General features: G+C 68.2%; 25 protein-coding genes. 18 read left to right on the top strand and 7 right to left on the bottom strand.

Going from position 1 to position 25857, the window contains the following annotated elements:
* Positions 1–2 precede the first annotated feature (2 nt).
* From gspE to ACWCOP_RS01510, 11 genes are read left to right on the top strand one after another with little or no spacing between them, the layout of a single operon-like run.
* Positions 3–1487 (top strand): type II secretion system ATPase GspE, encoded by a 1485-nt coding sequence (gspE, locus tag ACWCOP_RS01460; protein ID WP_478249445.1) that lies wholly within the window; start codon positions 3–5, stop codon positions 1485–1487.
* Entirely contained in the window at positions 1474–2700 is a 1227-nt protein-coding gene (gene gspF, locus ACWCOP_RS01465) for a type II secretion system inner membrane protein GspF (protein WP_478249446.1), read from the top strand. The genes gspE and gspF overlap by 14 nt, the downstream gene beginning before the upstream one ends.
* A gap of 29 nt (positions 2701–2729) precedes the next feature.
* On the top strand, positions 2730–3197 hold the full coding sequence (gene gspG, locus ACWCOP_RS01470) for a type II secretion system major pseudopilin GspG (RefSeq protein WP_478249447.1): 468 nt from the start codon (positions 2730–2732) through the stop codon (positions 3195–3197).
* An 8-nt stretch (positions 3198–3205) separates the two neighbouring features.
* On the top strand, positions 3206–3742 hold the full coding sequence (locus tag ACWCOP_RS01475; RefSeq protein WP_478249448.1) for a GspH/FimT family pseudopilin: 537 nt from the start codon (positions 3206–3208) through the stop codon (positions 3740–3742).
* Positions 3739–4104: a type II secretion system minor pseudopilin GspI gene (gspI, locus tag ACWCOP_RS01480; protein WP_478249449.1), complete on the top strand. Its 366-nt coding sequence runs from the start codon at positions 3739–3741 to the stop codon at positions 4102–4104. The genes ACWCOP_RS01475 and gspI overlap by 4 nt, the downstream gene beginning before the upstream one ends.
* Positions 4101–4763 (top strand): type II secretion system minor pseudopilin GspJ, encoded by a 663-nt coding sequence (gene gspJ / locus ACWCOP_RS01485; RefSeq protein WP_478249450.1) that lies wholly within the window; start codon positions 4101–4103, stop codon positions 4761–4763. The genes gspI and gspJ overlap by 4 nt, the downstream gene beginning before the upstream one ends.
* On the top strand, positions 4760–5752 hold the full coding sequence (gene gspK / locus ACWCOP_RS01490; RefSeq protein WP_478249451.1) for a type II secretion system minor pseudopilin GspK: 993 nt from the start codon (positions 4760–4762) through the stop codon (positions 5750–5752). The genes gspJ and gspK overlap by 4 nt, the downstream gene beginning before the upstream one ends.
* On the top strand, positions 5753–7027 hold the full coding sequence (gene gspL / locus ACWCOP_RS01495; protein ID WP_478249452.1) for a type II secretion system protein GspL: 1275 nt from the start codon (positions 5753–5755) through the stop codon (positions 7025–7027).
* The gene (gspM, locus tag ACWCOP_RS01500) at positions 7024–7530 is read left to right on the top strand and encodes a type II secretion system protein GspM (protein ID WP_478249453.1); all 507 of its coding nucleotides are present in this window, start codon (positions 7024–7026) and stop codon (positions 7528–7530) included. The genes gspL and gspM overlap by 4 nt, the downstream gene beginning before the upstream one ends.
* Entirely contained in the window at positions 7527–8270 is a 744-nt protein-coding gene (gspN, locus tag ACWCOP_RS01505; protein ID WP_478249454.1) for a type II secretion system protein N, read from the top strand. Before gspM ends, gspN begins: the two co-directional genes overlap by 4 nt.
* The gene (locus ACWCOP_RS01510) at positions 8267–8773 is read left to right on the top strand and encodes a hypothetical protein (RefSeq protein WP_478249455.1); all 507 of its coding nucleotides are present in this window, start codon (positions 8267–8269) and stop codon (positions 8771–8773) included. Before gspN ends, ACWCOP_RS01510 begins: the two co-directional genes overlap by 4 nt.
* 16 nt (positions 8774–8789) lie before the next feature.
* On the opposite strand, the gene ACWCOP_RS01515 is transcribed toward ACWCOP_RS01510, so the two are convergent.
* The 4 genes from ACWCOP_RS01515 to ACWCOP_RS01530 all read right to left on the bottom strand — a co-directional run bounded on the left by ACWCOP_RS01515 (position 8790) and on the right by ACWCOP_RS01530 (position 11130).
* On the bottom strand, positions 8790–9275 hold the full coding sequence (locus ACWCOP_RS01515; protein WP_478249456.1) for a prepilin peptidase: 486 nt from the start codon (positions 9273–9275) through the stop codon (positions 8790–8792).
* Positions 9276–9329: 54 nt separating this feature from the next.
* On the bottom strand, positions 9330–9818 hold the full coding sequence (locus ACWCOP_RS01520; RefSeq protein WP_478249457.1) for a DsrE family protein: 489 nt from the start codon (positions 9816–9818) through the stop codon (positions 9330–9332).
* Positions 9819–9901: 83 nt separating this feature from the next.
* Entirely contained in the window at positions 9902–10549 is a 648-nt protein-coding gene (locus tag ACWCOP_RS01525) for a peroxiredoxin (RefSeq protein WP_478249458.1), read from the bottom strand.
* Positions 10550–10689: 140 nt separating this feature from the next.
* On the bottom strand, positions 10690–11130 hold the full coding sequence (locus tag ACWCOP_RS01530) for an RrF2 family transcriptional regulator (protein WP_478249459.1): 441 nt from the start codon (positions 11128–11130) through the stop codon (positions 10690–10692).
* 336 nt (positions 11131–11466) lie between these two features.
* On the opposite strand from ACWCOP_RS01530, the gene ACWCOP_RS01535 reads away from it, so the two are divergent.
* A complete protein-coding gene (locus tag ACWCOP_RS01535; protein WP_478249460.1) occupies positions 11467–11721 on the top strand; it encodes a GlsB/YeaQ/YmgE family stress response membrane protein in 255 nt (84 codons plus the stop codon).
* Between the two features lie 184 nt (positions 11722–11905).
* On the opposite strand, the gene ACWCOP_RS01540 is transcribed toward ACWCOP_RS01535, so the two are convergent.
* Both ACWCOP_RS01540 and ACWCOP_RS01545 read right to left on the bottom strand, forming a co-directional pair.
* Positions 11906–12037, bottom strand: coding sequence for an entericidin A/B family lipoprotein (locus ACWCOP_RS01540; RefSeq protein ID WP_478249461.1), 132 nt, complete (start codon positions 12035–12037; stop codon positions 11906–11908).
* A gap of 133 nt (positions 12038–12170) precedes the next feature.
* Positions 12171–12326, bottom strand: coding sequence for a hypothetical protein (locus ACWCOP_RS01545; RefSeq protein ID WP_478249462.1), 156 nt, complete (start codon positions 12324–12326; stop codon positions 12171–12173).
* A 404-nt stretch (positions 12327–12730) separates the two neighbouring features.
* Between ACWCOP_RS01545 and ACWCOP_RS01550 the strand changes: the two genes are divergently transcribed.
* The 6 genes from ACWCOP_RS01550 to thiD all read left to right on the top strand — a co-directional run bounded on the left by ACWCOP_RS01550 (position 12731) and on the right by thiD (position 23497).
* Positions 12731–13594, top strand: a complete 864-nt coding sequence (locus ACWCOP_RS01550; RefSeq protein ID WP_478249463.1) for a hypothetical protein — start codon at positions 12731–12733, stop codon at positions 13592–13594.
* A complete protein-coding gene (locus ACWCOP_RS01555; protein WP_478249464.1) occupies positions 13530–15062 on the top strand; it encodes a Y-family DNA polymerase in 1533 nt (510 codons plus the stop codon). The genes ACWCOP_RS01550 and ACWCOP_RS01555 overlap by 65 nt, the downstream gene beginning before the upstream one ends.
* Before the next feature lie 154 nt (positions 15063–15216).
* On the top strand, positions 15217–18465 hold the full coding sequence (locus ACWCOP_RS01560) for an error-prone DNA polymerase (protein ID WP_478249465.1): 3249 nt from the start codon (positions 15217–15219) through the stop codon (positions 18463–18465).
* 372 nt (positions 18466–18837) lie between these two features.
* Positions 18838–19728, top strand: coding sequence for a DUF1838 family protein (locus ACWCOP_RS01565; RefSeq protein WP_478249466.1), 891 nt, complete (start codon positions 18838–18840; stop codon positions 19726–19728).
* 215 nt (positions 19729–19943) lie between these two features.
* The gene (locus ACWCOP_RS01570; protein WP_478249467.1) at positions 19944–22442 is read left to right on the top strand and encodes a TonB-dependent receptor; all 2499 of its coding nucleotides are present in this window, start codon (positions 19944–19946) and stop codon (positions 22440–22442) included.
* A gap of 176 nt (positions 22443–22618) precedes the next feature.
* The gene (gene thiD / locus ACWCOP_RS01575; protein WP_478249468.1) at positions 22619–23497 is read left to right on the top strand and encodes a bifunctional hydroxymethylpyrimidine kinase/phosphomethylpyrimidine kinase; all 879 of its coding nucleotides are present in this window, start codon (positions 22619–22621) and stop codon (positions 23495–23497) included.
* Between the two features lie 572 nt (positions 23498–24069).
* Here thiD and ACWCOP_RS01580 read toward each other — a convergent pair.
* Complete coding sequence (locus ACWCOP_RS01580) at positions 24070–25512, bottom strand: KamA family radical SAM protein (protein ID WP_478249469.1); 1443 nt, start codon at positions 25510–25512, stop codon at positions 24070–24072.
* Positions 25513–25857 lie beyond the last annotated feature (345 nt).

Genomic DNA, 25857 nt, shown 5'->3' on the forward strand with positions numbered 1-25857 from the left:
GCTTGAAGCCGCTCGCCTACGCCTTCGCTCGTGAAAACGGCATCGCGCTGCAGCCTGGCGAGGCGCCGGTCTTTCTTCTGCGCCAGGGCGCCGACCCGGCCGACCTGATCGAGGCGCGCCGCGCCGCCGGGTCGGCCTATCCGGTGCGCCCGGTGGACGCGAAAACCTTCGACACCGCCCTGTCGGACATCTACGCGTTCGACGGCCTCGCCGCGTCGATGAACCAGCAAAGCGCCGAGGAGGGCGAGGCGAGCCTGTCGGAGATCATCTCCGAGATTCCCAAGACCGAAGACCTGCTCGACAGCGCCAGCGACGCGCCGATCATCCGCCTGATCAACGGCCTGATCGCCGAGGCTGTACGCATGGGCGCCTCGGACGTCCATGTGGAGCCGTTCGAGGACAAGGTCGCCGTGCGCTTCCGCGTCGACGGCGTGCTGCGCGAGACGGTGAGTCTGTCGGCGCGCCTGGCGCCGCCGCTGATCAGCCGGATCAAGGTGATGGCGCGTCTGGACATCGCCGAAAAGCGCGTGCCCCAGGACGGGCGTCTCACCTTGAGCCTTGCGGGCAAGGGCGTGGACGTGCGCGTCTCCACTCTGCCCTCGCGCTATGGCGAGCGGGTGGTGCTGCGCCTTCTGGACAAGGAAAGCGCGCTGTTCACGCTGGAGCAGCTGGGCATGGCCGACGCCCAGTTCGAGGACTTCAGGAAGGCGCTGGCCCAGCCCAACGGGGTGGTGCTGGTGACCGGACCCACCGGCGCAGGCAAGACCACCACGCTCTACGCCGGGCTCAATCTTCTCAATGATCAGACCCGCAACATTCTCACCGTGGAGGACCCGGTGGAGTACGCCGTGGACGGCGTCGGCCAGACCCAGGTCAACGCCAAGGTCGGCATGACTTTCGCCGCCGGCCTGCGCGCCATCCTGCGCCAGGACCCGGACGTGGTGATGGTGGGCGAGATCCGCGATCAGGAAACCGCCGAAATCGCCATCCAGGCCTCGCTCACCGGCCACATGGTGCTCTCCACCGTGCACACCAATTCCGCCGTCGCCGCGATCACTCGCCTGCGCGACATGGGCGTGGAGAGCTATCTTCTGGCCTCCACACTCTCGGCCATCGTCGCCCAGCGCCTGGTGCGCCGGCTTTGCCCGTCCTGCAAGACGCCTTATGAGGCCGACGCCGCCGAGCGCCGCCTGTTGGACGCCCACCCGGAAGCGGCGGTGACGCTGTACCGGCCGAAGGGCTGCCCGGCCTGCGGCGGGACCGGCTTCTCCGGCCGGCGCGGCGTGTACGAAGTCGTCGCTGTGGACGACACGATCCGCAGCCTGATCCATGACGATGCGCGCGAGCAGCACCTCGCCGCCGCGGCGTTCCGGGACCGTGACACGCTGTGGCGCTCCGGCGTGAAGCTGGCCTGCGCCGGCGAAACCAGCCTCGCCGAAGTGATGCGAGTGTGCCGCGAGGACGGCGAGCGCGATGGCGGCGTTTGAATACGAAGCCCTCGACGCGGCGGGCAAGAAGACGCGGGGCCTGCTCTCGGCCGATTCAGAACAGGCCGCCCGGCGCGAGCTGAGGCGGCGGCGCCTGGCGCCGCTGGCGCTGTCGCGGGCGGACTCCGGCGGCGCGCGCGCGTCCGGCGTCTGGCGGGCGCTCAATCAGCCCAAGGCCCTGTCCCGTCGCGAGCTCATGGGAACCACCCGCCAGCTGGCCACCCTAGTGGGCGCCAACATGCCGGTGGAGGAGGCGGTGGGCCTGGTGGGCGGTCAGGCCGCCAGCCCGGCCATGCGCCGGGTCCTCATGGAGGTGCGCGCCAAGGTCGTCGAGGGCGAGCGCCTCTCCGAAGCCATGGCCGCCCATCCGCGCTCCTTTCCCGGCGTTTACCGCGCCATGGTGGCCGCCGGTGAGAGCGCCGGCGGGCTGGGTCTGGTGATGGACCGGCTGGCCGATTATCTCGAACAGGCCGACGCGCTGCAGCGCAAGGTCGGCGCGGCGCTGGTCTATCCGGCCGTGCTGGGCGTGGTGGCGCTTCTGGTGGTGATCGCGCTTCTGGTGGCGATCGTGCCGCGCATCTCCGAGCAATTTGACTCCATGGGACTGGACCTGCCGCTGATCACCCGGATCATGATCGGCCTGTCTGATTTTCTGCAGGGCGCCTGGCCGGTTCTCGCGGTCGGCGCGGCGCTGTTGGCCACGGGTTATGTCCTCGCCATGCGGCGTGAACCGGTGCGCCGTGCGGTCCACCGCCTGCGGCTTTCCGCGCCGGTGATTTCCGGGCTCCACAAGAAGGTCGAGGCGGCGCGGTTCGCCCGCACCATGGGCATTCTCGTGGCCTCCGGCGCGGTCCTGCCGGACGCTCTGCGCTCTGCGCGGCGCGCCAGCGGCGACCTGGTCGTCCAGGAGATGCTCAAGGGCGTGATCGATCAGGTGGAGACCGGCAAGGGCCTCGCCGACGCGCTGCGGGGCGCCCGCTTCTTCCCGCCCATCATGGTGTATATGGTGGCCGCCGGCGAACGCTCGGGCCGGCTGGCGGAGATGTTCGAGCGCGCCGCCGAACACCTGGAGGGCGATGTGGACGGCGCGGTCACCACGGGACTATCGCTTCTGGAGCCGGGCATCATCCTGACCATGGCCGCCATCGTGGTGACGATCGTGTTGTCCATCCTTCTGCCCATCCTGCAACTGAACACGGCCGTGCTGCTCTGACGCGCGCGGCGAACACCGGGAGACACCCCATGATGATGCGCCCTTACGACGAGCAGGCCCTGAACGACCGTGAGGCCGGCCTGACCCTGATCGAGATCATGGTGGTGGTGGTGATCATCGGCATTCTCGCCACCATCATCGTCATCAACGTCCTGCCGAGCCAGAATCGGGCGATGATGGAAAAGGCCCGCGCCGACGTCAGCCAGCTGGAAAGCGCGGTGGAGATGTACCGGCTGAGCCTGAACACCTATCCCACCACCGAGCAGGGCCTTGACGCTCTGGTGGTTGCGCCGGACGAGCCGCGCCTGGCCGCGCGCTATCCCGACGGCGGCTTCATCAACCGGCTGCCCACCGATCCCTGGGGCAATGACTATCAGTACGTGATCCCCGGCGAGTACGGCCGCTTCGACATCTGGTCCTTCGGGGCCGACGGGCGTGCGGGCGGAGAAGGCGAGAACGCCGATATCGGCAACTGGGATCCGGATCAGGAGCGCTAGGAGCCCCAATGCGTCCCGGCCTCGCCTCCCGTGACGCCGGCGTCTCGCTGCTGGAGATGCTGGCCGCCCTCGCCATCGTGGCGGTGATGGCGACCGCCGTTGTGATCATGGGAGATTTCGGCGACAGCCCGGAGGAGGAGGCCGGCGCCCGCCTGGTCCGCTCCCTGGCCGAGGCCCGGCGCGAGGCGCTGGTGTCCGGCGCGCTGGTGGGGTTCTCCGCCGATCCTGACGGGCGCGGCTATCGTTTCATGAGCCATGGCGAGGCCGCCTGGCTGGTGCGCCGCGACCATCCCGCGCTGGAGCCGGTGCGGTTCTCCGATCCAGACCTGGTGCTGAGCCTTCTGGAGGGCGGTGTCGCCCGGCGCGGCGACGCCGCCGCTCGCGATGACGCTCCGCCCGTCGTCCCGCAGGTCTGGTTTGATCCGGCCGGGTTCGACGACCCGTTCGCCTACCGCCTGGAGGGCGCGGACGGGATCGCGGAGATCCGCCGCGGCGATGACGGCGCGGTGCGCTACGACCACGAGCTCCGGGCGCCGCAGCCATGAGGCGCGAGGCGGGATTCTCCCTGATTGAAATGCTCGCCGCGCTGGCCGTCCTGGCCATCGCGGGGGTGGCGTTGATGAACGCCCTCACCACGGGCGTGCGCGCCGCCACGATGGCGGAGGACGCGACGCTGGCCGGACTGGCGGCGCAGAATATCCTCAGCACGCAGATCGCCCAGAGCCGTGGCGCCCCCCTGAGCGACCGCTCCGGCGCCTACGACCTCGCCGGGCGCAGCTTTGAATGGCGCCTTGAAACCAGCGCCGCCGGCGATCCCGGCCTCTCGCAGATCACCCTTGTGATTGAAACCGATCAGGGCCGCGAGGCCGCCCGCCTCGTCACCTTCCTGCGCGAGGACCGGCCATGACCCGCGAGGACGGCTTCACTCTGCTGGAAGTCCTTGCCGCCGTAGCGGTTTTCGCGCTGGTGAGCGCGATCTCCGTGGGGCTTCTCACCACGGCCCTGCGCGGCAAGGCGCAGACCGAGGCGGCGCTCGCCCGCATCGACACCGCCCAGCGGGTAGGCGCGCTCTTCACCGCCGATATGGGCCAGATCGTCATGCGCCCGGCGCGCACTGGCGAAGGTCTTGAAGACCCGCGGGTTTTCGCCGCTGATGCGCGCGGGACCGAGCTGGTGCGCGGCGGCGGGGAGGCGATGCGTGAAGTGCTGGTCTTCACCCGCACCGGCTGGGCCAATCCCGGCGCCAACCAGCCCCGCTCCACCCTGCAGCGCGTGGTCTGGCTCTATGACGGTGACGCGCTGTGGCGCGAGGCCTACGCCTATCCCGACGCAGCGCGCGGCGCGGACCCGCGCCGCCGGCTCATGGCCGACGGGGTGAGCGATCTGCAGGTGGAGGTGTTCGGCGGCGCCGGATGGTTGAACCAGGCCCGGATCGGCCCGAGCGGTGCGGCCGGCGCAGGCGCGGCCGCACCGCCGCCGGCCGCCGTGCGTTTGCGTTATACCCTCGCGGGCGTCGGCGCGCTGGAGCATGTGGCCCTCACCCCCGGCGCGGGGGCGATCCCATGAGGCGCGGCGAACAGGGCACGGCGCTGATCGCGGCGCTGCTTCTGGTGGCGCTCATGGCGGCCGTGGCGGTGCAGCTCACCGACGTGACGCGCTTTGCGGTGTTCCGCACCGCCCAGATCGACTCCCGCGATCAGGCCCGCTGGTACGCCCGCGGCGCGCGCGAATTCGCCGAAAGCGTGCTCGCCCGATCCGTGGCGCAGGAGCGCGAGGTGACCCGTCCCACGGCGCTCTGGCGCCAAGGCCCCCATGTCTTCGAGATCGAGCGCGGGCGCATTTCCGGGACCATTCGCGACGGCAATAACTGCTTCAACATCAACGCCCTGCACGCGCAGGCCGGTGACGACGAGGACGCCGCCTCCGTTCAGGCGCGCCAGGGGCGCGCCGGCGCCATGTTCACCCGCCTCACCGACCAGATCGGCCTGCCCCGGGGCGCCGCGGAGCGGTTGAAGGCCCAGATGATCGACTGGATCGACGCCGACACGAGGCCTGAGCTCGGCGGCGCGGAGGATGATGTCTACGCCCGCTTCGACCCGCCCTACCGCGCGGCGAACCAGCCCTTCCAGGAGCTGGAGGAAATGCTCGCCTTGCCCGAAATGACGCCGGATCTTTACCGCGCGCTTTCGCCCTGGCTGTGCGTGCGGCCCGACGACGCCCAGCCGCCGCTCAATGTGAACACGCTGGAGCCGGGCCAGGCGCCGCTGCTTTCGGCTGCGTTCGAAGGGCGGCTTTCGGCATCCGACGCCGAAGCGGTGCTTTTCCGAAGGCCGCCACAGGGTTATGACACGATCGAGGCGTTCTGGGCCGAGCCGCTGATGGCGCGCCTGGAGGCCGGGGCGGAAGATCAGGCTCTGGTGGGCGTCACCACGCGCTGGTTCGAAATGGAGGTGGATGTGAGAGTCGACGACACGCGCTTCACCCTGAGCCAGCTGGCCGAACTTCAGGACACCGGGCGGATCGCCCGCCATGGCGAACGCTTTGGAGCCTTCTAGATGAGCGTTCTGGTCATCACCCTCTCCGCCGACGCCGAGGCGGCCGACGCCGGATGGGCGCTGGTCTGCGAGGGCGCGATCCTCGACGAGGGCCGTATGGCGCCCGGTCAGGCGCCCGATCTGAAGGGCGCCCGGCCCGACCGGACCGTCGCGCTTCTGCCGGCCGAGGCGGTGTTTCTGCGCCGGGTTGCGGCGCCGGGCGGATCGGACCGCTATGCACGGCGCGCCGCGCCGTTCCTGATCGAGGATCATCTGGCCGGCGGGCTGGAGGAGACGGCGGTGGAGATCGGCCCGCGGGCCCCTGATGGCCTGCGCATGGTCGCCGGGGTGTCCACCGCGCTGCGCGACGCCTGGCGCCGCCTCGCCGCCGGCGCGGGAATCAAGCCGGTCTACGCCGTCCCCGACGCCCTGGCCGCAGAGGCCGGCGATGCGGATCTGTTCGTGTTCGAGTCCGGCGGCCGGGTCCTGTTCAAGACGCACGCCGGAGCGAGTGAGGCCGCCGGGCGCGACACCGGCCCGCGCGATGCCGACGCGGCGCTGAACACGCCGCTATGCGGCGCGATCGAAGCCGATCTCGCCGGTTTCGTCCTGCCCGCCCTCACGGCGCGCCTGGCGCCGAAAACGGTGCGGGTGAGCGAGGGGGTCGATCCCGCGCTCGCAGCGCCGGAGGGAACGCCCGTGGAGATCACCCGGGCGACTGCGCCCGACCTGCGCCTTTGCGCCGCCGGGCTGGACCCCGCCTGGCTGCAGACCCTGGCGCCGGTGCTGGGCGCCGGGCTCGCCTCGGATCTGAACTGGGGCGAGCTGCTGGCGCCCTGGCGCGCCGCGGCGGTTCTGGGCCTCGCCGCTTGCCTGGGCGTGACGGCGCTGGCGGGCGGTCAGGCGATGTATTACGAGCACCGCACCGGCCTCTATCGCGACGCCGAAATCGCCGTCTTCCAGGAGGCTTTCCCCGAAGTGGGCCGGGTCACACGGGTCCAGACCCAGCTGCGCCAGCAACTCGCCCGGGTGGGCGCTCCGGATGGCGGGGCGGATTTTCTCGCTTTGGCGGCGGCGCTGGGCCGGCTGACGCAAGGCGAGGAGGCCGTGGAGGTCACCGCCATACGCTATGACTCCGCCCGCGGCGCGCTGCAGGTGAGCGCGCGCTATTCCGGGTTTGACGTGTTTGAACGCCTGCGCACCCGCGCCGGGACCCTGGACGTGGTGCTGGAGGACGGCGGCGCGCGCCAGGCCGAAACCGGGGTGGTGGGCGATTTCACGGTGAGGCTGCCATGAGCCTGAGCGATCTTCTGGCGCCGGCGCGCGCCGCCTGGGCCGATCGCGAGGCCCGCGAACAGTTTCTGCTGGCGGGCCTCGCCGCGCTGCTGGCGGCGCTGGTGCTGTGGTATGCGGTTCTCGCGCCGGCGCTGTCCTGGCGCGCCGAGGCGCGGCGGGCCCATGACGCGGCGGTGGCCGATTACGAGACCGTGCTGGCCGGTGTGGCGCGCTATCAAGAGCTCGCCAGCGAGGCGCAGGCGGTGGGCGGCGGAACGCCGTTGCGCACGCTGGTGGGCGCATCCGCCACGGCGCGCGAATTGCCGATCTCGCGGGTCCAGCCGTTGGACGCGGGCGCGCTTGGCGTCTGGTTCGACGCCGCGCCGGCGGACCGGCTGATGGCGTGGCTCGCCGATCTGTCGCGCGAGGACGGCGTGGTGGTGGAGCGCGCCAGCTTCGACCGGGAGGGCGATAATGTCGTGCGCGCCCAGATCATCGTGCGCCGCCCCGGAGACGCGCCGTGACCCGCTGGATCCTCTACGCGCTGCTGGGGCTCGCCGCCTTCATCGGCTTTGCGGTGGCGGGAGCGCCGGCGCGCCTGGTCTATGACGTCGCCGCACGGCCCGCCGGGATTGAAGCGGGAATGGTCACCGGCACGGTTTGGAACGCCTCGGCGCGCCGGGTGCGCGCGGGCGGCCTCGCTCTGTCCCATGTGGAGGCGCGGCTTCGCCCTGCGCCGCTTCTGACCGGCCGGGCTGTGTTCGACGTGAGCGTCGCCGACCCCGCCCTGCGCGGCGCCGGCCGCGTGACGCTGAGCGGCGGCGGCGCGCGGTTCGAGGATGCCGCGGGCGTCGTCGCTCTTGATGCGATTTCGGCCCTGGCGGCGGCCGATCTGCCGGCTGGAGAAAGCGCGCGTGTGGAGATCGAGCGGCTGGTGCTGGATGGCGCCGGCGCCTGCCTGGAGGCGGAAGGGCGGGTGACCAGCGCGGCTCTGGTGTCCGTCGGAGAGCGCTATGGCGCGCAATTGCCGATGTTGACGGGCGATTTGACGTGCGACGGGGAGACCGTGGCGCTGCTGGTTTCCGGACGCAGCGATGCGCTGGTCCTGTCCGGGCGGGTGCGCCTGCCGACCGCCGGTCCGCGCTGGCGCATCGAGGCTCGGACCGCTGAGCGCGACATCATTGCGGCGCTCTCGCTCATGGGGTTCGATCAGCAGGGCGAGGGCTTCATCGCCGAGGGCGGATCTCAGGAGACTGCACCATGAAATCGCTTCTACTCGCCGCTGCGCTGCTCGTTGCGCTCACCGCTTGCGCGGCGGGCCCGGGCGCCCGGACAGGTGAAAATCCCGAGACCGGACCGATGCAGAGCGGCGCCGCGGCGGACGCCGCCGGGCCGCGCGAGGCTCTGGCGGCGCAAACCCTGGCGCCGGGCGAGTGCGGCCTCTTTCTGTTTGAGGTGCGCGAGCCGAACAATTTCGTGCTGTTTGAAAGCGAGACCCGCCGCCTGGTGCGTTTGATCGAGGACGATGAGGTGGTGGAGCTGGGCGTCTCGCCCCAGTCGGCCGAGATGGTCCCCGGCGATCGTTTCCGGCGCATCTATCTCGATGCGCAGCGCAACATGACCTACACGCTCACCGGCCGCGTCGGCGAGGAGACCCGCTCGGGCCAGCGTCTGGAGGAGGCGGTGCTGCGCACCCGGCGCCTGGACGGGACCGAGATCGTGCGGCCCCTGGGCGGCGTGCGCCGCTGCATGGCGCGCGGGGGATGAGGGGGTGGGCGGGCGTTCAGAACCCGGCCGCGCCCGTCAGTCCGGCGCCCTGAAGCAGATAGATCAGCCCGATGGCGAAGGCCAGGAACGGGCCGAAGGCGATCATCAGATCCACCTGAAACCGGCGCCCGGCGGCCACGCGCATCACCAGCACGTAAAGCAGCGCCGAGGCGCTCGCCACCAGCAGGATGAGCGGCAGGGCCAGCGCGCCGCACCAGGCGCCGCCGGCGGCGAACAGCTTCGCGTCGCCGCGTCCCAGTCCCGCCCGGCCGCGCACTTTGAGATACCCTGTCTCGATGGCCACCAAAGTGAGATAGCCCAGCGCGGCGCCCAAAAGGTGCAGCCAGACCGGCGCCTCCAGCACCCAGGCCGCCATCAGCCCGGTGGCGATCAGCGGCAGGGTCAGCTTGTCGGGCAGGCGCAATGTGCGCGCGTCGATGATCGCCAGCGCGACGAGCGCAGCGAGCAGGCCGAGCGTGAAGGCGAGGGCGAGCGGGTCCATCCCCGTCTTATGAACGCCCCGCGCCCGCCCGCCAAGACCTTGGCGATGCTCGGTTTAGAAGGTGAACAAGCGCGTGTGCGGCGCGGTCATGATCGCGGCGATCTCCGGCGGCGCCGCCACGGTGACGCCCTCCAGAAGATCCTCTTCGCGATGCGGGCTGTTGGGCAGATAAATCGCGCAGACCTCCACGGTGACGCCCTGTTCAATCAGGCCGGTCAGAAGGCCGTGCGGGCTTGCGCCGCGGGGCGCCTGTTCTGCGGTCGCCGTGTCGGGCGGTTCTGAGAGGGCGAGATCGCCCGCCGGGCCGCACAGGAGGACCTGCCCGCCGGCCCCGGCCTGGATGCTGGCGCGGGCGAGGATCAGCGCCATCAGCTGGGTCTGCGGGTCGGGCGTGGTGATCACCGTGAGGATGTGCGCCGGGGCCTCGGCGGTCGGGGCCTCGGCGGTCCGGGCTTCAGCCGTCCGGATGTCGGCGGGTTCGGCCGGCTGGGCGCCGGCGGCGCCCAGGGCCAGGCCGGTGAGGGCTGCCAGGAAGAGGGTCATGGTGGGCTCCGTTCAGGGTCGTTCGGGGGGCTTTGGTTGGGGGCGCATCGGCGGCGGGGCGAACCCCGCCGCCGGCTCCGGCGTCAGAGGGCGCGTTTGGAGAAATACCAGTCCACGGTTTCATAGCCCTCGCCGCCGCGCGCTTCGGCGGCGTCGGCGGTTGCGGGCGGCGGGACAATGACCTTGTCGCCCGGCGTCCAGCCTTCCGGGGTCGCCACTTTCTCGGCGTCGGAGACCTGCAGCGCCTGGACCAGACGCACGAACTCCTCGATCGAGCGGCCGTTGCTCATGGGATAGTAGACCATGGCGCGCAGCACGCCCTCAGGGTCGATTACGAAGGTGGCGCGCACCGCCGCCGTGTCCGAGGCGCCCGGCTGAATCATGCCGTAGGCGCCGGCCACGGCCATGGAGAGGTCGGCGATGATTGGAAATTTGATCTCCACGCCGAACTTTTCCTTGATGTTCCGCATCCACGCGATGTGGGCGAAATGGCTGTCGATGGACAGGCCGAGTAGCTCGGTGTTCATCGCCGCAAAACGCTCCTGGGCGTTGGCGAAGGCGATGAATTCGGTGGTGCAGACCGGCGTGAAGTCGGCCGGGTGGGAAAACAGGATCAGCCATTTGCCCCTGTAATCGGCGAGCGAGCGCTCGCCATGGGTGGTGGGGGCGGTGAAGTCCGGCGCGGGCTGGTTGATGCCGGGCAGGCGGGCGGCGGTGGGTTGCGTGTTCATAGGTCATTCCATTCGGTCAGGGCCGCGGGATGCGGCGGCGTCTGGAGAGGATCTCCCTAAAACTCGTATTTATCTTACTACTTTTAGCGATGCCGGGTATAGCCCCTTTCGATAGCGGCATGGCGCCGCATAGGTCCGGCCTATTCGCCGCGCGGGCCGAGGCGCAGGGACAGCGCCTCCCGGTTGGCGGCGATATCGGCGATGGTGACGGGGTCAAGCTCGTCCAGGAACGCGGCCAGGGCCCGTTTCAGCGCAGCCGACAACCGGCATACGCCGATCAGCGGGCAGGTATTGGTCTGGGCGTTGAAGCATTCCACCAGCTCGATGGGCCCTTCGGTCTGGCGCACCACCTCGCCGACGCTGATGGCGTTCGCCGGGCGGGCCAGGCGAACGCCGCCGCCGCGGCCGCGCACGATTTCCAGAAAGCCTTTCTTGGCCAGGAAATTGGCCGCCTTCAGCAGATGGTGCCGGGAGATGCCGTGGGCGGCGGCCACGTCCTCCATGCGCACATGGTCAGGATCGCGGACCGCCGCGAACTGCAGGATGCGCAGGGCGTAGTTGGAGAAATTGGTCAGACGCATCGCCGCCTCCACAGGTGTGAGCCACGCGTCCTGTCGCCGGGGCCGGACCGCTTGTATATCGGGGCGCGCCCGGGTGCACAAACCCGCCGGCCGGCCTCCCGTCCGGCCGGCCGCCCGGCGCAGGGCCAAGCCGGAAGGCGCAGGAGGCGCCCGCATTCAAGCGGACATCGAACACCCGCCCGGCGTCGGCGAAAAGCTATGGATGCAGAACTGGCTTAGAGAAACGCCTAAAGGCCGGGTGTGGGATACAAAGAAGATTTTATAAATTTAAAAGTGCATTAAAGTTAAATTTCGTGTATTATAAGTACGTGCCATCCAGGCATCGGGAATATTAAAATGACAATTGAAACGTTACTGATTTGGCTGCTTATCGGCGCGGTCGCCGGCTGGTTGGCCGGACTGATCGTCAAGGGCTATGGGTTGGGTTTGCTTGGCAATATCGTTGTGGGGATCATTGGAGCCTTTGTCGGCGGCTGGGTGTTCGGTCAGCTGGGCATCGCCAGCGGTCAAGGCATTGTGGGCTCAATCATCGGCGCCACGGTGGGCGCTGTGATCATTTTGCTGCTGCTGCGTCTGATCCGGCGCATCTAGCGTCTTTTCAGCGAAAGCGGGTGCTGGGTTCGCGGTTCGCAAAGGCCGCAAGTCAAAGGTCTAGAGCGATATTGGGCGATCAGAATCGACCTCAATCGCTCCAGGCGGGGCGCTCGTCCGGGCTTTATGAAAACGCCCCGCCGGAAGCTCCGGCGGGGCGTTTTTCTGTTGAAGGCGGGCTGGATCAGCCCTCGGCGGCGTCCTGGACGCTTTCGCCGGCGTTTTCCAGATCCTGGCCGGCGCCGCGCATCGTGTTGCAGGCGGTCAGGCTGACGAGCATGAGAAAGCAGACGAAAAGGGTGGCGATGCGTGACATGGGCATGTCTCCTGTGTGAGGGCAGATCATTGACGATACGGCGCATGATACGCGCGGTACGCGTCAGCTGCTTGATTAAAAAAATGCGGATGAAAACAGGGCGGTCGTGGCGCTGTGGAGGCTCGAAACTGGATCAGTTTTCCGAGATCGAGATGCCATTGTCGCCGACGGAGAACTCGATGGAACGGGTCTGGCTGTCGCGCCAGAGCGCATAGCCGACCGCACCGACAAGCACGAGCAGGACGGCGGCGAGGCCATAGAGCAGACGGGGTGAAAGGTTTCGGGTCATGGGCGTGTCTCCTGCCCGCGGCCGCGCACAGGGCGCGGGCGGAAATGAATTTTGACGTTGGGACGCAAAGCGCCCACGCCCGGAGATGAACACACGCTGGCTATGGGTGAGCTCATAAAGCACGAATAAATAAAAATTGAAACTATATATTTGTAATATATTATTTTCCGCAAGATTCTTATAAAGAACTAAATCGAGTTCTTAATTACTCCAGTTTAGCTTGGGTTTTTACCGGACTCGCCACGCCGATGCGCTGATGGAGCGGGGGCGATTTCCCCCGCATGGCGCCCTTGACTCCGTCAGGGACAAGAACAAAAATAGAACATAGAAATTGGAAAGCCCGCCGAAACGCCTTCACGGGTGCGGCGGCGAGTTTTGATCCGGTGATGACGGGAGAGCGTCCCATGACCCGCGCCGCACGCGAGCGCGAGACCGAGAGCCTGCGCGCCGGGTCCGGAGCCGTCTTCGAACGGGCAGGGCGCCTGGCTGCGCTGAAGGCGAAGATCGCCGCCCTTGAGGCGGACGGGCACGGTTTCGTGCAGCCGGGACGGCCGCGCCTGGAGGCGCCGCGCACGCCGGCTTCTCTTGCGGCCTCTCCCGCCGCTCTGGCGGCGAACGACGCCGATCCGCTGGCGGGCTTCCGGGCCCAGGCCGGGCTCCATGATCTCAGGCCGCACACCTATCTCGATGCGCCGGCGGCCTATGCCTTTGCAGTGCGCTGGCTGGCGGGCCTGCCCGGCGACCGCCTGCTGGTCTGGGTGCGCGCCAGCGGGGAGAGCCGGCTTGATTTCGGCGCGCCGTGCCCCGACGGGCTGCGCCAGGCCGGGCTCGATCCGGCCCGCCTCATGCGCGTGGATGCGCGCCCCGGCGCGGACGCGCTGTGGGCCATGGAGGAGGCGTTGAAAGCTGGCGCGCTGGTGTTCGGCGAGGCCGGCGCCGCAAGGGGCTATGACCTCACCGCCTCGCGTCGTCTTCATGCGGCGGCGAAGGCCAAGGGCGGCCAGATCCTGGTGGCGCGCGCCCATGACGCGGACGGGACCAGCGCCGCGCTCACCCGCTGGCGCATCGCCGCCTCGCCCGGCGCGCCGGCGCCCTGGCGCGGGGCGGGCGGGCTGCAGGGGCTTGGAAGCCAGAAACTCATCGCCGTGCTGGAGCGCCGTCGCGGCGGCGCGCCGGACCGGTTCGAACTGGAATGGGAAGACGATGCGCTACGCCGCCTTGAGCCTGCCGCGCTGGCCCACCGAGCGCCTCAAGCCGCAACCGGCTGACAGCGAGGCGACTCCCTTCGTGCTCACGCAGGCCGGCGCCGGCGGGGAGCGGCTTTACGCGTTGACGCCCAACGCCGAGCGCGCGGGATTGAGCCCGGCCATGAATGTGGCCGATGCGCGCGCCCTGGCGCCGCTCATGGCCGCGCGCGCCGCCGATTCCGGGGGCGACCGGGCGGCGCTCATTCGCTTTGCGCGCTGGTGCGGACGGTTCTCGCCGTGGACCGCGCCGGATGCGCTCACTCCGGGCCTCGACGGGGTGCTGCTGGACATCACCGGATGTGCGCAGGTCTTTGGCGGCGAGGACCGCCTGCTCGACCAGCTGGTGAACGAGACGCGTGCTCTGGGCCTCACCGCCAGCGCCGCCGCCGCGCCCACGATCGGGCTGGCCTGGGCGCTGGCGCGCACCAGCGCCGTTCAGGCCCGGTGCGGCTGGGTCAGCGTCGATGCGGCGCGCCCGGCGCTGGACGCGGTCCCGGTGGAGGCGCTGCGCATCGGCGATACGGCCGCCAGGCTGCGCCGCTTCGGATTGGCGACCGCCGGCGATCTTCTGGGTCTGCCGCGCGCCTCGCTGGCCAAACGTTTCGGCCTGGCGCTGGTGCGCCGCCTCGATCAGGCGTCCGGCGCCGAGCGTGAAACCCTCACCCCGTTGAAGCCCCAGGCCGATCTGCGCGCGCGGGTGCGGTTTGCGGAAGCCTTGCAGACGCAAAGCGCCATCAAGGAGGCAGTCTCGCGCGCCATTGAAAAGCTGTGCGAGGCGCTGAAGGCCGAGGGTCTGGGCGCCACCCGCCTGCGCCTGACGCTGTACCGGGTGGACGGCGCGGCGCGCGATCTCATGATCGGGGCGGCGGCGCCCAGCCGGGACCCGGCCCATCTCTCCCGCCTCATGGGCGAGCGGCTGGAGCGGTCCGGCATTGATATCGGCTTCGGGATCGATCTGGTGGAGGCCGGCGCGGCGCTCGCCCGGCGCCTGGATCACGCCCAGACCGATCTCACCGGCGAGGCCGGCGCCAGTTCCGACGCGGCCCGCCTGGCCGACCGGCTGGATGCCCGCCTGGGCGAGGGCGCCGCCCGGCGCGCCCGTCCGGGAAACAGCCATATCCCCGAACGTGCTGCGCGCTGGGCCGGGGTGGGGGCGGGGGCGCCGCCGTGCGCCTGGCCGAACCGGTTGGAGCGCCGGCCCTTGCTGATCTTCGAGCGCGCCGAACCGGCGCAGGCGGTGGCCGAGATTCCCGACGGGCCGCCGCGGCTCTTCACCTGGCGCCGGGTGCGCCACACGGTCCTGCGCGCCGAAGGCCCCGAACGCATCGCGCCTGAATGGTGGCGCGCCCCGCCGGGCTCGGGCCCTGGCAAGGTGCGCGATTATTTCCGGGTCGAGACGGGCGAAGGCCGCCGCTTCTGGCTCTACCGCGAGGGCCTCTACGGGCGCGAAACCGACCGTCCCGCCTGGTTCGTCCACGGAGCCGGGTGATGGAGCGCGGAGCGCTCCATCCCGCCGGTCCTTCGAGGCTCGCCTTTGGCTCGCACCTCAGGATGAGGATGAATTTGGACGCTGACTGTCCTCATCCTGAGGAGTCTTTTGCAAAGCAAAAGCCTCGAAGGACGCAACGCTTCAAGGCTTCGCCATGACCGCTTTCGCCGAGCTCGCCGCCGCCACCAATTTCTCCTTCCTGCGCGGGGCGAGCCATCCCCATGAGATGGTGGAGACGGCGGCGCGCCTGGGGCTCGCCGCCCTGGCGGTGGCCGATCGCAACACGCTTGCCGGCGTGGTGCGCGCCCATCTGGCGGGCCGTGAGCACGGGGTGAAGATCCTGGTGGGATGCCGGCTGGTGACGGGCGAGGGGGTGGAGCTGGTCTGCCTGCCGAAAAACCGCACCGCCTACGCCCGCCTGTCGCGCTTTCTCACCGATGCGCAATTCGCCGGGGAGCCGGGCGATCCCCATGTCAGCCTCGCGGCCGCGGGGGAGCAGCTGGGCGAGGATCAGGTGCAGATCCTCATCCCGCCCCCCGACGAGGACGCCTGCTGGATGAGCTGCGCCGCGGCCTTCGTGCGGGCCAGCGCCAGCCCGGTGCATCTGGCGCTGGTGCGCCGCTTTGACGGGCGCGACGGGGCGCGGCTTCTGCGCCAGAGCCGGCTGGCGCTGGATCTGGGGGTGGAGACCGTGGCCACCACCGACGCGCTGTATCACGCGCCCGAACGCCGGCTTCTGCAGGACGTGGTCACGTGCATTCGCGAGCATGTGAGGATCGAGGCGGCCGGCCGGATGCTGGAGGCCAACGCCGAGCGCCATCTGAAATCCGGCGCAGAAATGACGCGCCTGTTTTCCGGCTATGAAGAGGCGGTGGCGCGCACCGCCGCACTCGCCGACGCAATCGAGTTTCAACTCACCGAGCTGGTCTATGACTATCCCGACGAAGTGATCGGGCCGGGCGAAACGCCCATGCAGACCCTGCGCCGGCTCACAGGCGAAGGCGAGGCGCGCCGCTGGCCGCAAGGCACGCCGGACAAGACCCGCAAGGCGATCGATTACGAGCTGGGGCTCATCGAGCAGCTTGATTACGCCAGCTATTTTCTCACCGTGTACGATCTCATCCGGTTTGCGCGCAGCCAGGGCATTTTGTGCCAGGGGCGAGGCTCGGCGGCGAATTCCGCGGTGTGCTTCGCCATCGGCGTTACCGAGGTGGACCCCTCCAAGATCGACCTTCTGTTTGAACGTTTCGTCTCGGCGGAACGCGGCGAGCCGCCTGATATCGACGTGGATTTCGAACATGAGCGCCGCGAGGAGGTGATCCAGTACGTCTATCAAAAGTACGGACGCCGGCGCGCCGGCATGACCGCGGTGGTCAATTGCTATCGCCCCCGCGGCGCGATCCGCGAGGCGGGCAAGGCTTTTGGTTTGTCCGGCGACGTCATCGCGGCGCTGTCCAAAGCGGTATGGGGCTGGCGCGAGGGGATCACCGACGCGGTGATCCGCGATGAGCTGGGCCTGGATCCCGACAGTCCCGCCCTGCGCCGGGCGCTGGGGGCGGCGCGCGCGCTGCAGGGCTTTCCCCGCCATCTCTCCCAGCATCCCGGCGGCTTCGTCATCACGCTGGGGCGCCTGGACGAGATCGTGCCGGTGCGCCGCGCCGCCATGCCCGAGCGCACGGCCATTGAATGGGACAAGGAGGATATCGACGCGCTGGGCCTGATGAAGGTGGACGTGCTGGGGCTGGGGATGCTCACCGCCACCCAGAAGAGCTTTGAGATCATCAGAGAGGCCTATGGCCGCGATCTCACCATTTCAGAAGTTCCGGCCGAGGACAGCCGCGTCTACGACATGATCTGCAAGGCCGACACGCTGGGCGTCTTCCAGATCGAGAGCCGGGCGCAGATGACCATGCTGCCGCGCCTGAAACCGCGCAAATTCTACGATCTGGTGATCGAGGTGGCGATCGTGCGTCCCGGCCCGATCCAGGGTGACATGGTTCACCCCTATCTGCGCCGCCGCGAGGGCAAGGAGACGGTGGAGTATCCCTCAAAGGCGCTGGAGGAGGTGCTGGGCAAGACCCTGGGCGTGCCTTTGTTTCAGGAGCAGGCGATGAAGATCGCCATCGTCGCGGCGGGCTTCACCCCCAGCGAGGCGGATAAATTGCGCCGCTCCATGGCGGCCTTCCGGCGCGCCGGCACGATCCAGGAGATGGGCGAAAAGCTGATGGCGGGCATGATCGCCAACGGCTACGAGCCCGAGTTCGCCCAGCGCTGCTTCAAGCAGCTGGAGGGTTTTGGCGAATACGGCTTTCCCGAAAGCCACGCGGCGAGCTTTGCGCTCATCGTCTATGTCTCCTGCTGGATCAAGCGTCACTATCCAGACGCGTTTCTGGCCGCCATGCTGAACAGCCAGCCTTTAGGATTTTACGCCCCGGCCCAGCTGGTGCGCGACGCGCGCGAGCACGGCGTCATCGTGCGCCCGCCCGATGTGAACGCCTCCGACTGGGATTGCACGCTGGAGGCGCTTGCTCCTTTTGACGGGCCGCCCGCCACGCCTGAAGGCGGCGCCCGCCGGGCGGTGCGACTGGGCCTCAGACAGATCAAGGGGCTGAGCGAAATCACTGCGGCGCGCGTCATGGCGGCGCGCCAGGAGGGCGGACTGTTTGACAGCGTCGAGGATCTGGCGCGGCGCGCGCGCCTGCAGCGCGGCGAGACCGATCGGCTGGCCGCCGGGGACGCGTTCGGTTCGCTCGCCTCCCGGCGCGAAGCCGGCTGGCGGGCGCTGGCCCAGCCGGGGCCGGACCTGCCGCTGTTCGCAGCCGGCGGCGAGGCTCATGCGCCGGATCTCTCCGGCGCGCGGCTTCCGGTGATGGGCCTGTCTGAAGAGGTGGCGCGCGATTACTCCACGCTGTCGCTGTCGCTGAAAGCCCACCCCATGAGCTTCCTGCGCGAGACCATGCGCCAGGCCGGCTATCGCACCTGCGCCGATCTTTCAACGGCGCGCAACGGCGCCCGGATGGGCGTGGCGGGCCTTGTGCTGGTGCGCCAGCGCCCCGGCTCGGCCAAGGGCGTGATCTTCGCCACGCTGGAGGACGAGACCGGCGTCGCCAACGTCATCATCTGGCCGGCCGTGTTCGCGCGCTTCCGCCGGGTGGTGATCGGGGCCAAGCTCCTGGCCGTCACCGGCAAGCTGCAGCGCGAGGGCGACGTGATCCATCTGGTGGCCGACCAGCTGGTGGACTGGACCCCGGCGCTCTCCACCCTCACCGAGGGCGGGCTGGACACCGCGCTCGCCCATGCCGACGAAATCGCCCGTCCCGGCGGCGATCCCCGCGAGAAACCCAAACGCAGCCTCGGATTCGCAGGCTCGCAGATCATCCCGGCGAGCCGGGATTTTCACTGAGGCGGCCCGCCCTTTCCGTCCTGCGCCCCGTCCCCGTCACCCCCCTCCGTCCGCTGCGCCGACGTTCGCCTGTTCGATCGATTCCCCCGGATCGATTTCGGCAGGCTCACCCCCCATCAAGGGGGAGGACATCAGCACGGATCTTTGTCCCTCCCCTGTATGGGGAGGGTGGGCCGAGGCGGAGCCTCGGGTCGGGTGGGGTGAGATGGCGAGCGCGGCGTCTCCAGAGCTTGGCGAAGCCACCTTCCAAAGACTGAGCCCCGACGCCCACCCAGACCCCGCCCCTCCAAAAAAGCTTGATCCGGCGTCCGAAATCAAATGATATACCATTTAGATGCGGCGGCTTCAGATCGCCGAGGAGGAGAGACAGTCATGAAAACCCTGATCGCCGCGCTGGGCGCAGGCGTGTTCGCCGTTTCGGCGGCCGCCGCGCAGGATCCGCTCAGCTTTGAAAATCCCGACCATGTCGTGGAGATGAACCGCAAGATCGCCTGCTCCACCGTGGACGGCGAGCCGGTGACTTTCTACTGGCACGGCTACGCCTTCTCGCGGCGCCAGGGTGAGCCGGACCGGCGCATGTTCCGCGTCGAGGGCATGAATGTGCGCGCCTGCGCCACGATCGAGCACCCCGAATACGGAACCGGCTACCGCATGGTGAGCCGGGAGCTGCTGCTCTATCTTGATCCGGAGACCAACGAGATCCTCTCCACCTGGGACAATCCCTGGACCGGCGAGACCGTGGACGTGCTGCACGTGGCCAATGATCCGGTCAATTCGCGCGCGCCCAGCTTCCCCAACGGGCCGCGCGGCCCCGCCGCTTTCCGCGGCTCGATCCAGGGCGATGATTTTTGGCAGACCGCCACGGTGCCGCTCTGGTATCCCAACCCGCTGGCCAGCGAGTTCGAGGCCGAGATCGGCGGCACCTATCACGCCACCGAAATGTTCAACTTCTTCGGCAATGTCTCCAACCTCACCGATCCGGCGCAAACCACCGCCGATGTGGAGGTGGGCTGGGTGCGCATGAGCGACTGGCTGCCCTGGATGAGGATGAACGGGCGCGAGGGGGTGATCTACATGCACACCGCCGGCACCAAGCTGGACAGCTGGGACGAGCTGCCCGACTTCTTCAAGGCCGAGATCGCCGCGCACTATCCCGAATACACCAGCCCGCCGCCTCTGGATGACGACCGGGAGAATGTCACGAGCTGGATCTATTATCGCGACGTGGCCAGCGGCGAGATTGAAGCGCCGGACCGCAACTAGCGGTCTTCAAAAACGGCCGTCGGTCCAAGCCGGCGGCCAGTTTTGTAACGTAATTGCAACACTGAGACGCCCATGGCCGCATACCCCTAGACGAAGAGGGGCGACTGCGCGCTAAATGATATATCAATATGCCATCTCCGCTAAACAAGGCCGCGCGAACGGTCGGCGGACAGGCGACGCGAAGGCCCACCGGGCCGCGTAGGGGAGAATGACAGGTGACCAAGTTTACTCTGACGACGTCGGCGGCGATTCTTGCGTTGACCGGCATGGCGGTTCCGGCCGCAAACGCCCAGGAAGCCGCGCCCGAAGCGCAAGCCTCGACCGCCCAGGACGTGATCACGATCACGGCCCGGCGCCGCGAGGAAAGCCTGCTTGAAGCGCCGGTGGCGGTCACGGCCTTCACCGATTCCGACATTTCGCGGCTGGGCATTTCCAGCGTCAACGACATCGCCCGCTTCACGCCGGGCCTGTCCTTCTCCGCCGCTTTCGGCCGCTCCACCGAGCGCCCCGTGATCCGCGGCCAGTCCAACGTGCTGGCCGGCGTGCAGTTCGGAGTGGAATCGGGGACCGCCTACTTCATCGACGGCATCTACTATCCCGGCTCGATCTCTTCGCTTGATCCCAACGATATCGAGCGCGTCGAAGTGATCAAGGGTCCCCAGTCGGCGCTCTACGGCCGCAACACCTATGCCGGCGCCATCAACTACGTCACACGCGGCGCCCCGGAAGAGTTTGAAGCCAACGCCACGATTCGCGCCGGCACCTATGGCGAGAGCGACTTCTCCCTGCGCGTGGCCGGCCCGCTGGCCGGCGACCGGCTGGGATACTCGCTGACGGTGCGCGATTATCAGTATGACGGCGAATGGAACAACGCGGTCACCGGCGACACGGTGGGATCGGAAGACTCGCTGTCGATTTCCGGCGTGCTGGACGCCCGCTTCACGCCCAACTGGGACGTGCGCGGCCGGATCATGTATTACGAGGATCAGGACGGCACGCTGCCGCTCTTCCTGCAGCCGTCGCAGTCCAATAATTGCGCGCCGGGCTATCGGTCCAACGCCTACTGGCCGCGCTCGGGCTCGACCAACACCAACCAGTATTTCTGCGGCGTGATCCAGCCCGGCATCGTGGCGCTGAACACCGGACCGGCGACCGGCCGGCGCGCGGTGGACGGCGTGCCGCTGAACGGCGCGGTCTTCACCAATCTGAACGGCCTGCCGTTCCTGCCGGCGCTGGGCCAGGACGTATACTCCACCGCGGACGGGACGGCCTTCGACGGAATCGCCCGCGACGGGGTGCTGGCGACGGTGATCTCCAACTGGGATATCGGCGGCTCTGGCTATGTGCTCACGCTGAACGGCGCAGGCCGGGCCGAGGAAGACTATTTCGGCTCGGATTCCGACCATTCCAGCGTCAACTGGTTCTCCTTCGCCCCCGCCTTCACCGGCGCGGAGCCTTTCTTCGCGAACACCACCCGCGGGGAGACCTCCGACTACTCGTTCGAGGCCAAGCTGCAATCGCCCGCCGACCGGGCCTTGCGCTGGATGATCGGGGCGTATGTCTACGACCAGACCGAAGACAATTTCGATTTCAACTTCAATGATCTGGCCACTGGCGGCGTGATCAGCAACGTGCTGACCACCACCAACCAGGCGGTGTTCGGCCTGGTTGAATATGACTTCAACGAGCGTTTGACGATGACCGTCGAGGCCCGTGTCGCCGAAGAAGAAAAGACCCGCGAGGAATACGCCGCCGGCGCGGTGTCGCTCGCCCAGGAGGGCACGTTCGACAGCTTCACCCCCCGCGTCACGCTGGACTACCAGCTGGGTTCGGGCACGGTCTATGCAGTCTACGCCCAGGGCGTGAAGCCGGGCGGCCTGAACGGGTCGGACGGCGCTGCGATCAATCGCGACTCCTACGACCAGGAAGAGTCCGACAACTTCGAAATCGGCTACAAGAACAGCTATTTCGGCGGCGACGCGGTGTTAACCAGCGCGGCTTACTACACCGACGCCACCAATGTTCAGGTCACCCAGGCCATCGCCAACACCGGCGGCACGGCGGTCAACTCGGTCGCGGTCAACCAGGGCGCGGCGGAGATCTACGGCGTGGAGCTGGCGTGGAATCACGCGCCCAGCGACTGGTTCACCTACGGGCTGACCTATGCCTGGACCAATGCCGAGTTCACCGAAGGGTGCGACGACTTCCAGTGGACGCTCACCTCCGGCGGCGGCATCCTGACGCCGGGCTCCTCCGCGCCTGGAACCGGAACCTCCTATTTCGGCCAGACCGGAAACTGCTCCATCGCCGGCAATCAGCTGCCGCTGACCGCCGAGCATCAGGCGTCAGCCTTCGGCGAAGTGCGCTACCCGATCCTGAGCGGTCAGTGGGACTTCTTCGTCCAGTCTGACCTGACCTATGAGTCCTCGAAATTCGTTCAGGTGCACAATCTGGCCGAAACCGGCGACGCGACCCTGATGGGCCTGCGCTTTGGTATCGAAAGGGACGATCTGCGCCTGCAGGTCTGGGGCCGCAACATCACCGATGAAGACTCCATCGTGATGGCCACGCGCTGGCTGCAGACGCCGTATATCGCCTCCAGCTTCTCGCCCAACTCCGCGCCCGCGGGCGCCGATCGCGGCTCGCCGCGCGGCTTCTTCGGCACGCTGCGCCGCGGACCGAGCTGGGGCGTTGAGGCCCGCATGCGCTTCTAGATCCGGGGTGATCCAGGGACGGGGGGACGGCCGGGCGCAAGAGCGCCCGGCCGTTTCTGTCTGCAGTCTTGCAAACCCGGTCTTGCGAGTACGGTCTTGCGAATTGGGGCCGGGGCCTCTAGCTCACGGAGCGACGCACAACGGAGCCGATCCATGCCCCCTCCAGGACCGACGCCATGACCGACGACGATATTCATCGCGACGACAGCCCGCTCACCGACCGTGAAGACCCCAAGGGCCGCGTGCTCGCCATCGCCGGATCGGACAGTTCCGGCGGGGCGGGAATCCAGGCCGACATAAAGACAGTGACGGCGCTGGGCGGTTACGCCGCCACCGCCATCACCGCCATCACGGTGCAGTCCACAAAGGGCGTCAGCGCCGTGCATCCGGTCCCGCAGGACATCCTGGCCGGCCAGATCGCGGCGGTGCTGGAGGATATCGGCGCAGACGTGATCAAGACCGGCATGCTGGGCTCGGCTGAGACCATTGCGACCGTTCTCAAAGCGCTGGACGATCACGGCGATCTGTCGATCCCTCTCATTGTCGATCCGGTGATGGTGGCCGCCTCCGGTGACCGGCTGGTGGACGACACCGCGCTGGCGGCGATCCGCGATTCTCTCGTTCCGCGCGCGTACCTCCTCACCCCCAACATGCCCGAGGCGAGCGCGCTCACCGGGGTGGAGGTGGAGGATCTGGACGGCCAGCGCGAGGCCGCGGAGATCCTTTTGGGCCGCGGCGCCAAGGCTGTCCTGGTGAAAGGCGGCCATATGGAGAGCGGCGACGTGATCGATCTTCTGGCCACCCGCAACGGCGTGCGCCTCTTCACCCGCCCGCGCATCCGCACCCGCCACACCCACGGCACCGGCTGCACCCTGGCCAGCGCCATCGCGGCGCTGCTGGCGCAAGGCCTCAGCCTCGACCGGGCGGTGGAGCAGGGCGGCGACTACCTGCACGAAGCGATAAAGCGCGCCCCCGGCCTCGGCCAGGGCTCCGGCCCGGTCCATCACGGCTGGACGTTTTCCAGCGGCTTCGGCCAGGCGCCGGTGCGCGGCTAGCGAGCTTCGCGAAAAATATTCAAGCCTTGAATGCCCGGACAAGCCCCAAAAGGGGCGCAGATCCGGGACCTGTTGATCACCTTGCACCAGATCCCGGCTCTGCGGGTTTCGCCCTTGACCGGGAATTCAGGTCGGGCTTGCGATTGCCCCTCACGATCGCACCGCCCCATCAAGGGGGAGGACAGGAACCGCACCTCTGTCCCTCCCCTGGATGGGGAGGGTGTCAGGCGGAGCCTGACGGGTGGGGTGTGATGACGGGCGCCCTGATCTGAAACCCTGGCGCCGTCACCCCCTCCGCCCCGCGCTTCGCGCGGCGCGTTCGCCTGTTCGATCGATCTCGGCAGGCTCCCCCCCCCATCAAGGAGGAGGACAGAGCGGGCGGCGTTCTTCTTGCGATATCCCTGTCCTCCTCATCTGCGAGGTGCGAGCCAGAGGCGAGCCTTTAAAGGACCCCCAGGATCGAGCGCTGTGCGTCCTTCGAGGCTTTTTGCGTCCGCAAAAAGACTCCTCAGGATGAGCGAGGTTTGGGGCCGCGCTCTCAGTCCCTCCCCTTTATGGGGAAAGCCTTCGCCCTACTCCGCCGCGTCCATCATCGCGGGCGCCAGCGCCGCCAGAAGAGGCCCCCATTTGTCGTCGCCGGCGGCCACACGGCCGTCATAGAGGATGCGGTCTTCATAGCCGGTGATCCACAGGGCGTCCGGGTTTCTCCGTGCAATGACGATATCGCTTTGCCGGTCCGAATGGGGGGTGCGGTGCAGGCGGAAGACGACGACGCCCTCGGCCATGGCCTCGCCCAGCGGGCCGGGCAGGTGGGAGAGGCGCTCATCGCCGTCGATGACGGCCACCAGCTCCATCTTGCCCGATTCGGTGGACAGCGCAAAGCGCGAGCGTTCGATGCCGGACAGGCCGTGCTGGCTTTGCGTGTGCAGGGCCCAGGCCTGTTCCACCGGCACGGCGAAGGCGCGGTGGCCCTCGATCTCGCGGCACTGGAAGAAATAGTGATTGTTCACGCCCATGCGCTTTAATTCCTGCTGCATCAGGCGCAGCGTATCGGCGTCGTCATTGACCGAATCGATGATCGGCGTCTGGTTCTCCAGCGTCACGAAGGGGCGCGAGCGCAGGGCCTTCGCGGCGCGCTCCACCAGCGGATTGCGCAAATGCCGGCCGTGCTCGTCGCGCATATGGTCTCCGGCCTCGCCCATGCGCAGAAACTCGTCCGGGTGCGTGAAATGGACCATGAAGGCGATCAGCACCTGGGGGTGCAGCTCGTGGAACAGGTCCAGCATCTCGAAGAAATTGTCGTCAAAGCGCTCGGGGAAGAAGGCCATCTCCTTGGTGCCGATGCGGATGATCTCCAGGCCCGCTTCGGCCAGGCCGTTGAGAAAATCAAACAGATTGCGGTTCGACAGCACCATGGGATCGCCGCCGGACAAAAGCGCCTCGCGAATCGTCGGCTTGTCGGTGATCTCGCCGCGCGCCACCTTCTCGTTGTGGCCGACCACATACTCGGTGATCTCGTGGATCGAGGCGGTGTCCTTCTCGGTCTTTCCGGTGAGGAAGTCGGAGCGATAGCAATAGCGGCACCAGCTGGAGCAGGCGCGCACCACGTAGAGAAGGATCAGCTCGTACTTGTGCAACAGGCCCGGCGTCGGGGAGTATTTGAGCTGGTTTGACGGGTCGGCCTCGCCGGCCAGATCGTCCATCTCTTCCGGGCGCGCCTTGATGAGGTTCTTCACCGCTTCTGAACGCTTGGCCAGATCGAGATAATAGCCCGTGGCGCGCGGCGGCAGGCGATCGGACACGCCGGCGGCCTCCAACTCGTCCAGCTCGGCTTGGGAATAGACCTGCGCGCCGCCCGCATCCACATAGTCGCGATAGCGCGCGATATCATGGACGATGTAGCGCTTGAACTTGGTCTCTTCTATGCGCGCGTAGACATTGTCCTTGTGCCGGCGCGATTGCGCCTTCTTTTTCGGGCGTGACCCGGCGATGTGAATCTTTCCATCAAGCGGCATGACGCTTTCCTCGTCGTCGAGTGCTCGGCGGCGGCGATGACGCCCGCGGTGCGGTGTTTCTTCGGCTCGGACGCAGCACGCCCTGCAAGGGCTTGCTGAGCGGCCCTGGCCGTCTGGAAATCGGGTGTTCTCCAGTAGCCGCCCCGGACCACATCCCGGACCCGTCTCGGGCGGCGAGCGGGGGAAAATAGTCATTTGACACCGAAATGGAACCGGTTGACGGCTTTTTAGGCTCAGCCGTCAACAGTGACCGGCTAAAGCGGGCGCTGCGAACGCGCAGCGACGTTTACGCGACTGAAACCGCGTTTGGGTTAAAGCTTGTATCAACACGGGCGCAAAACGCGC

Source organism: Apolloniradiicaulis salifontis (assembly GCF_053756655.1).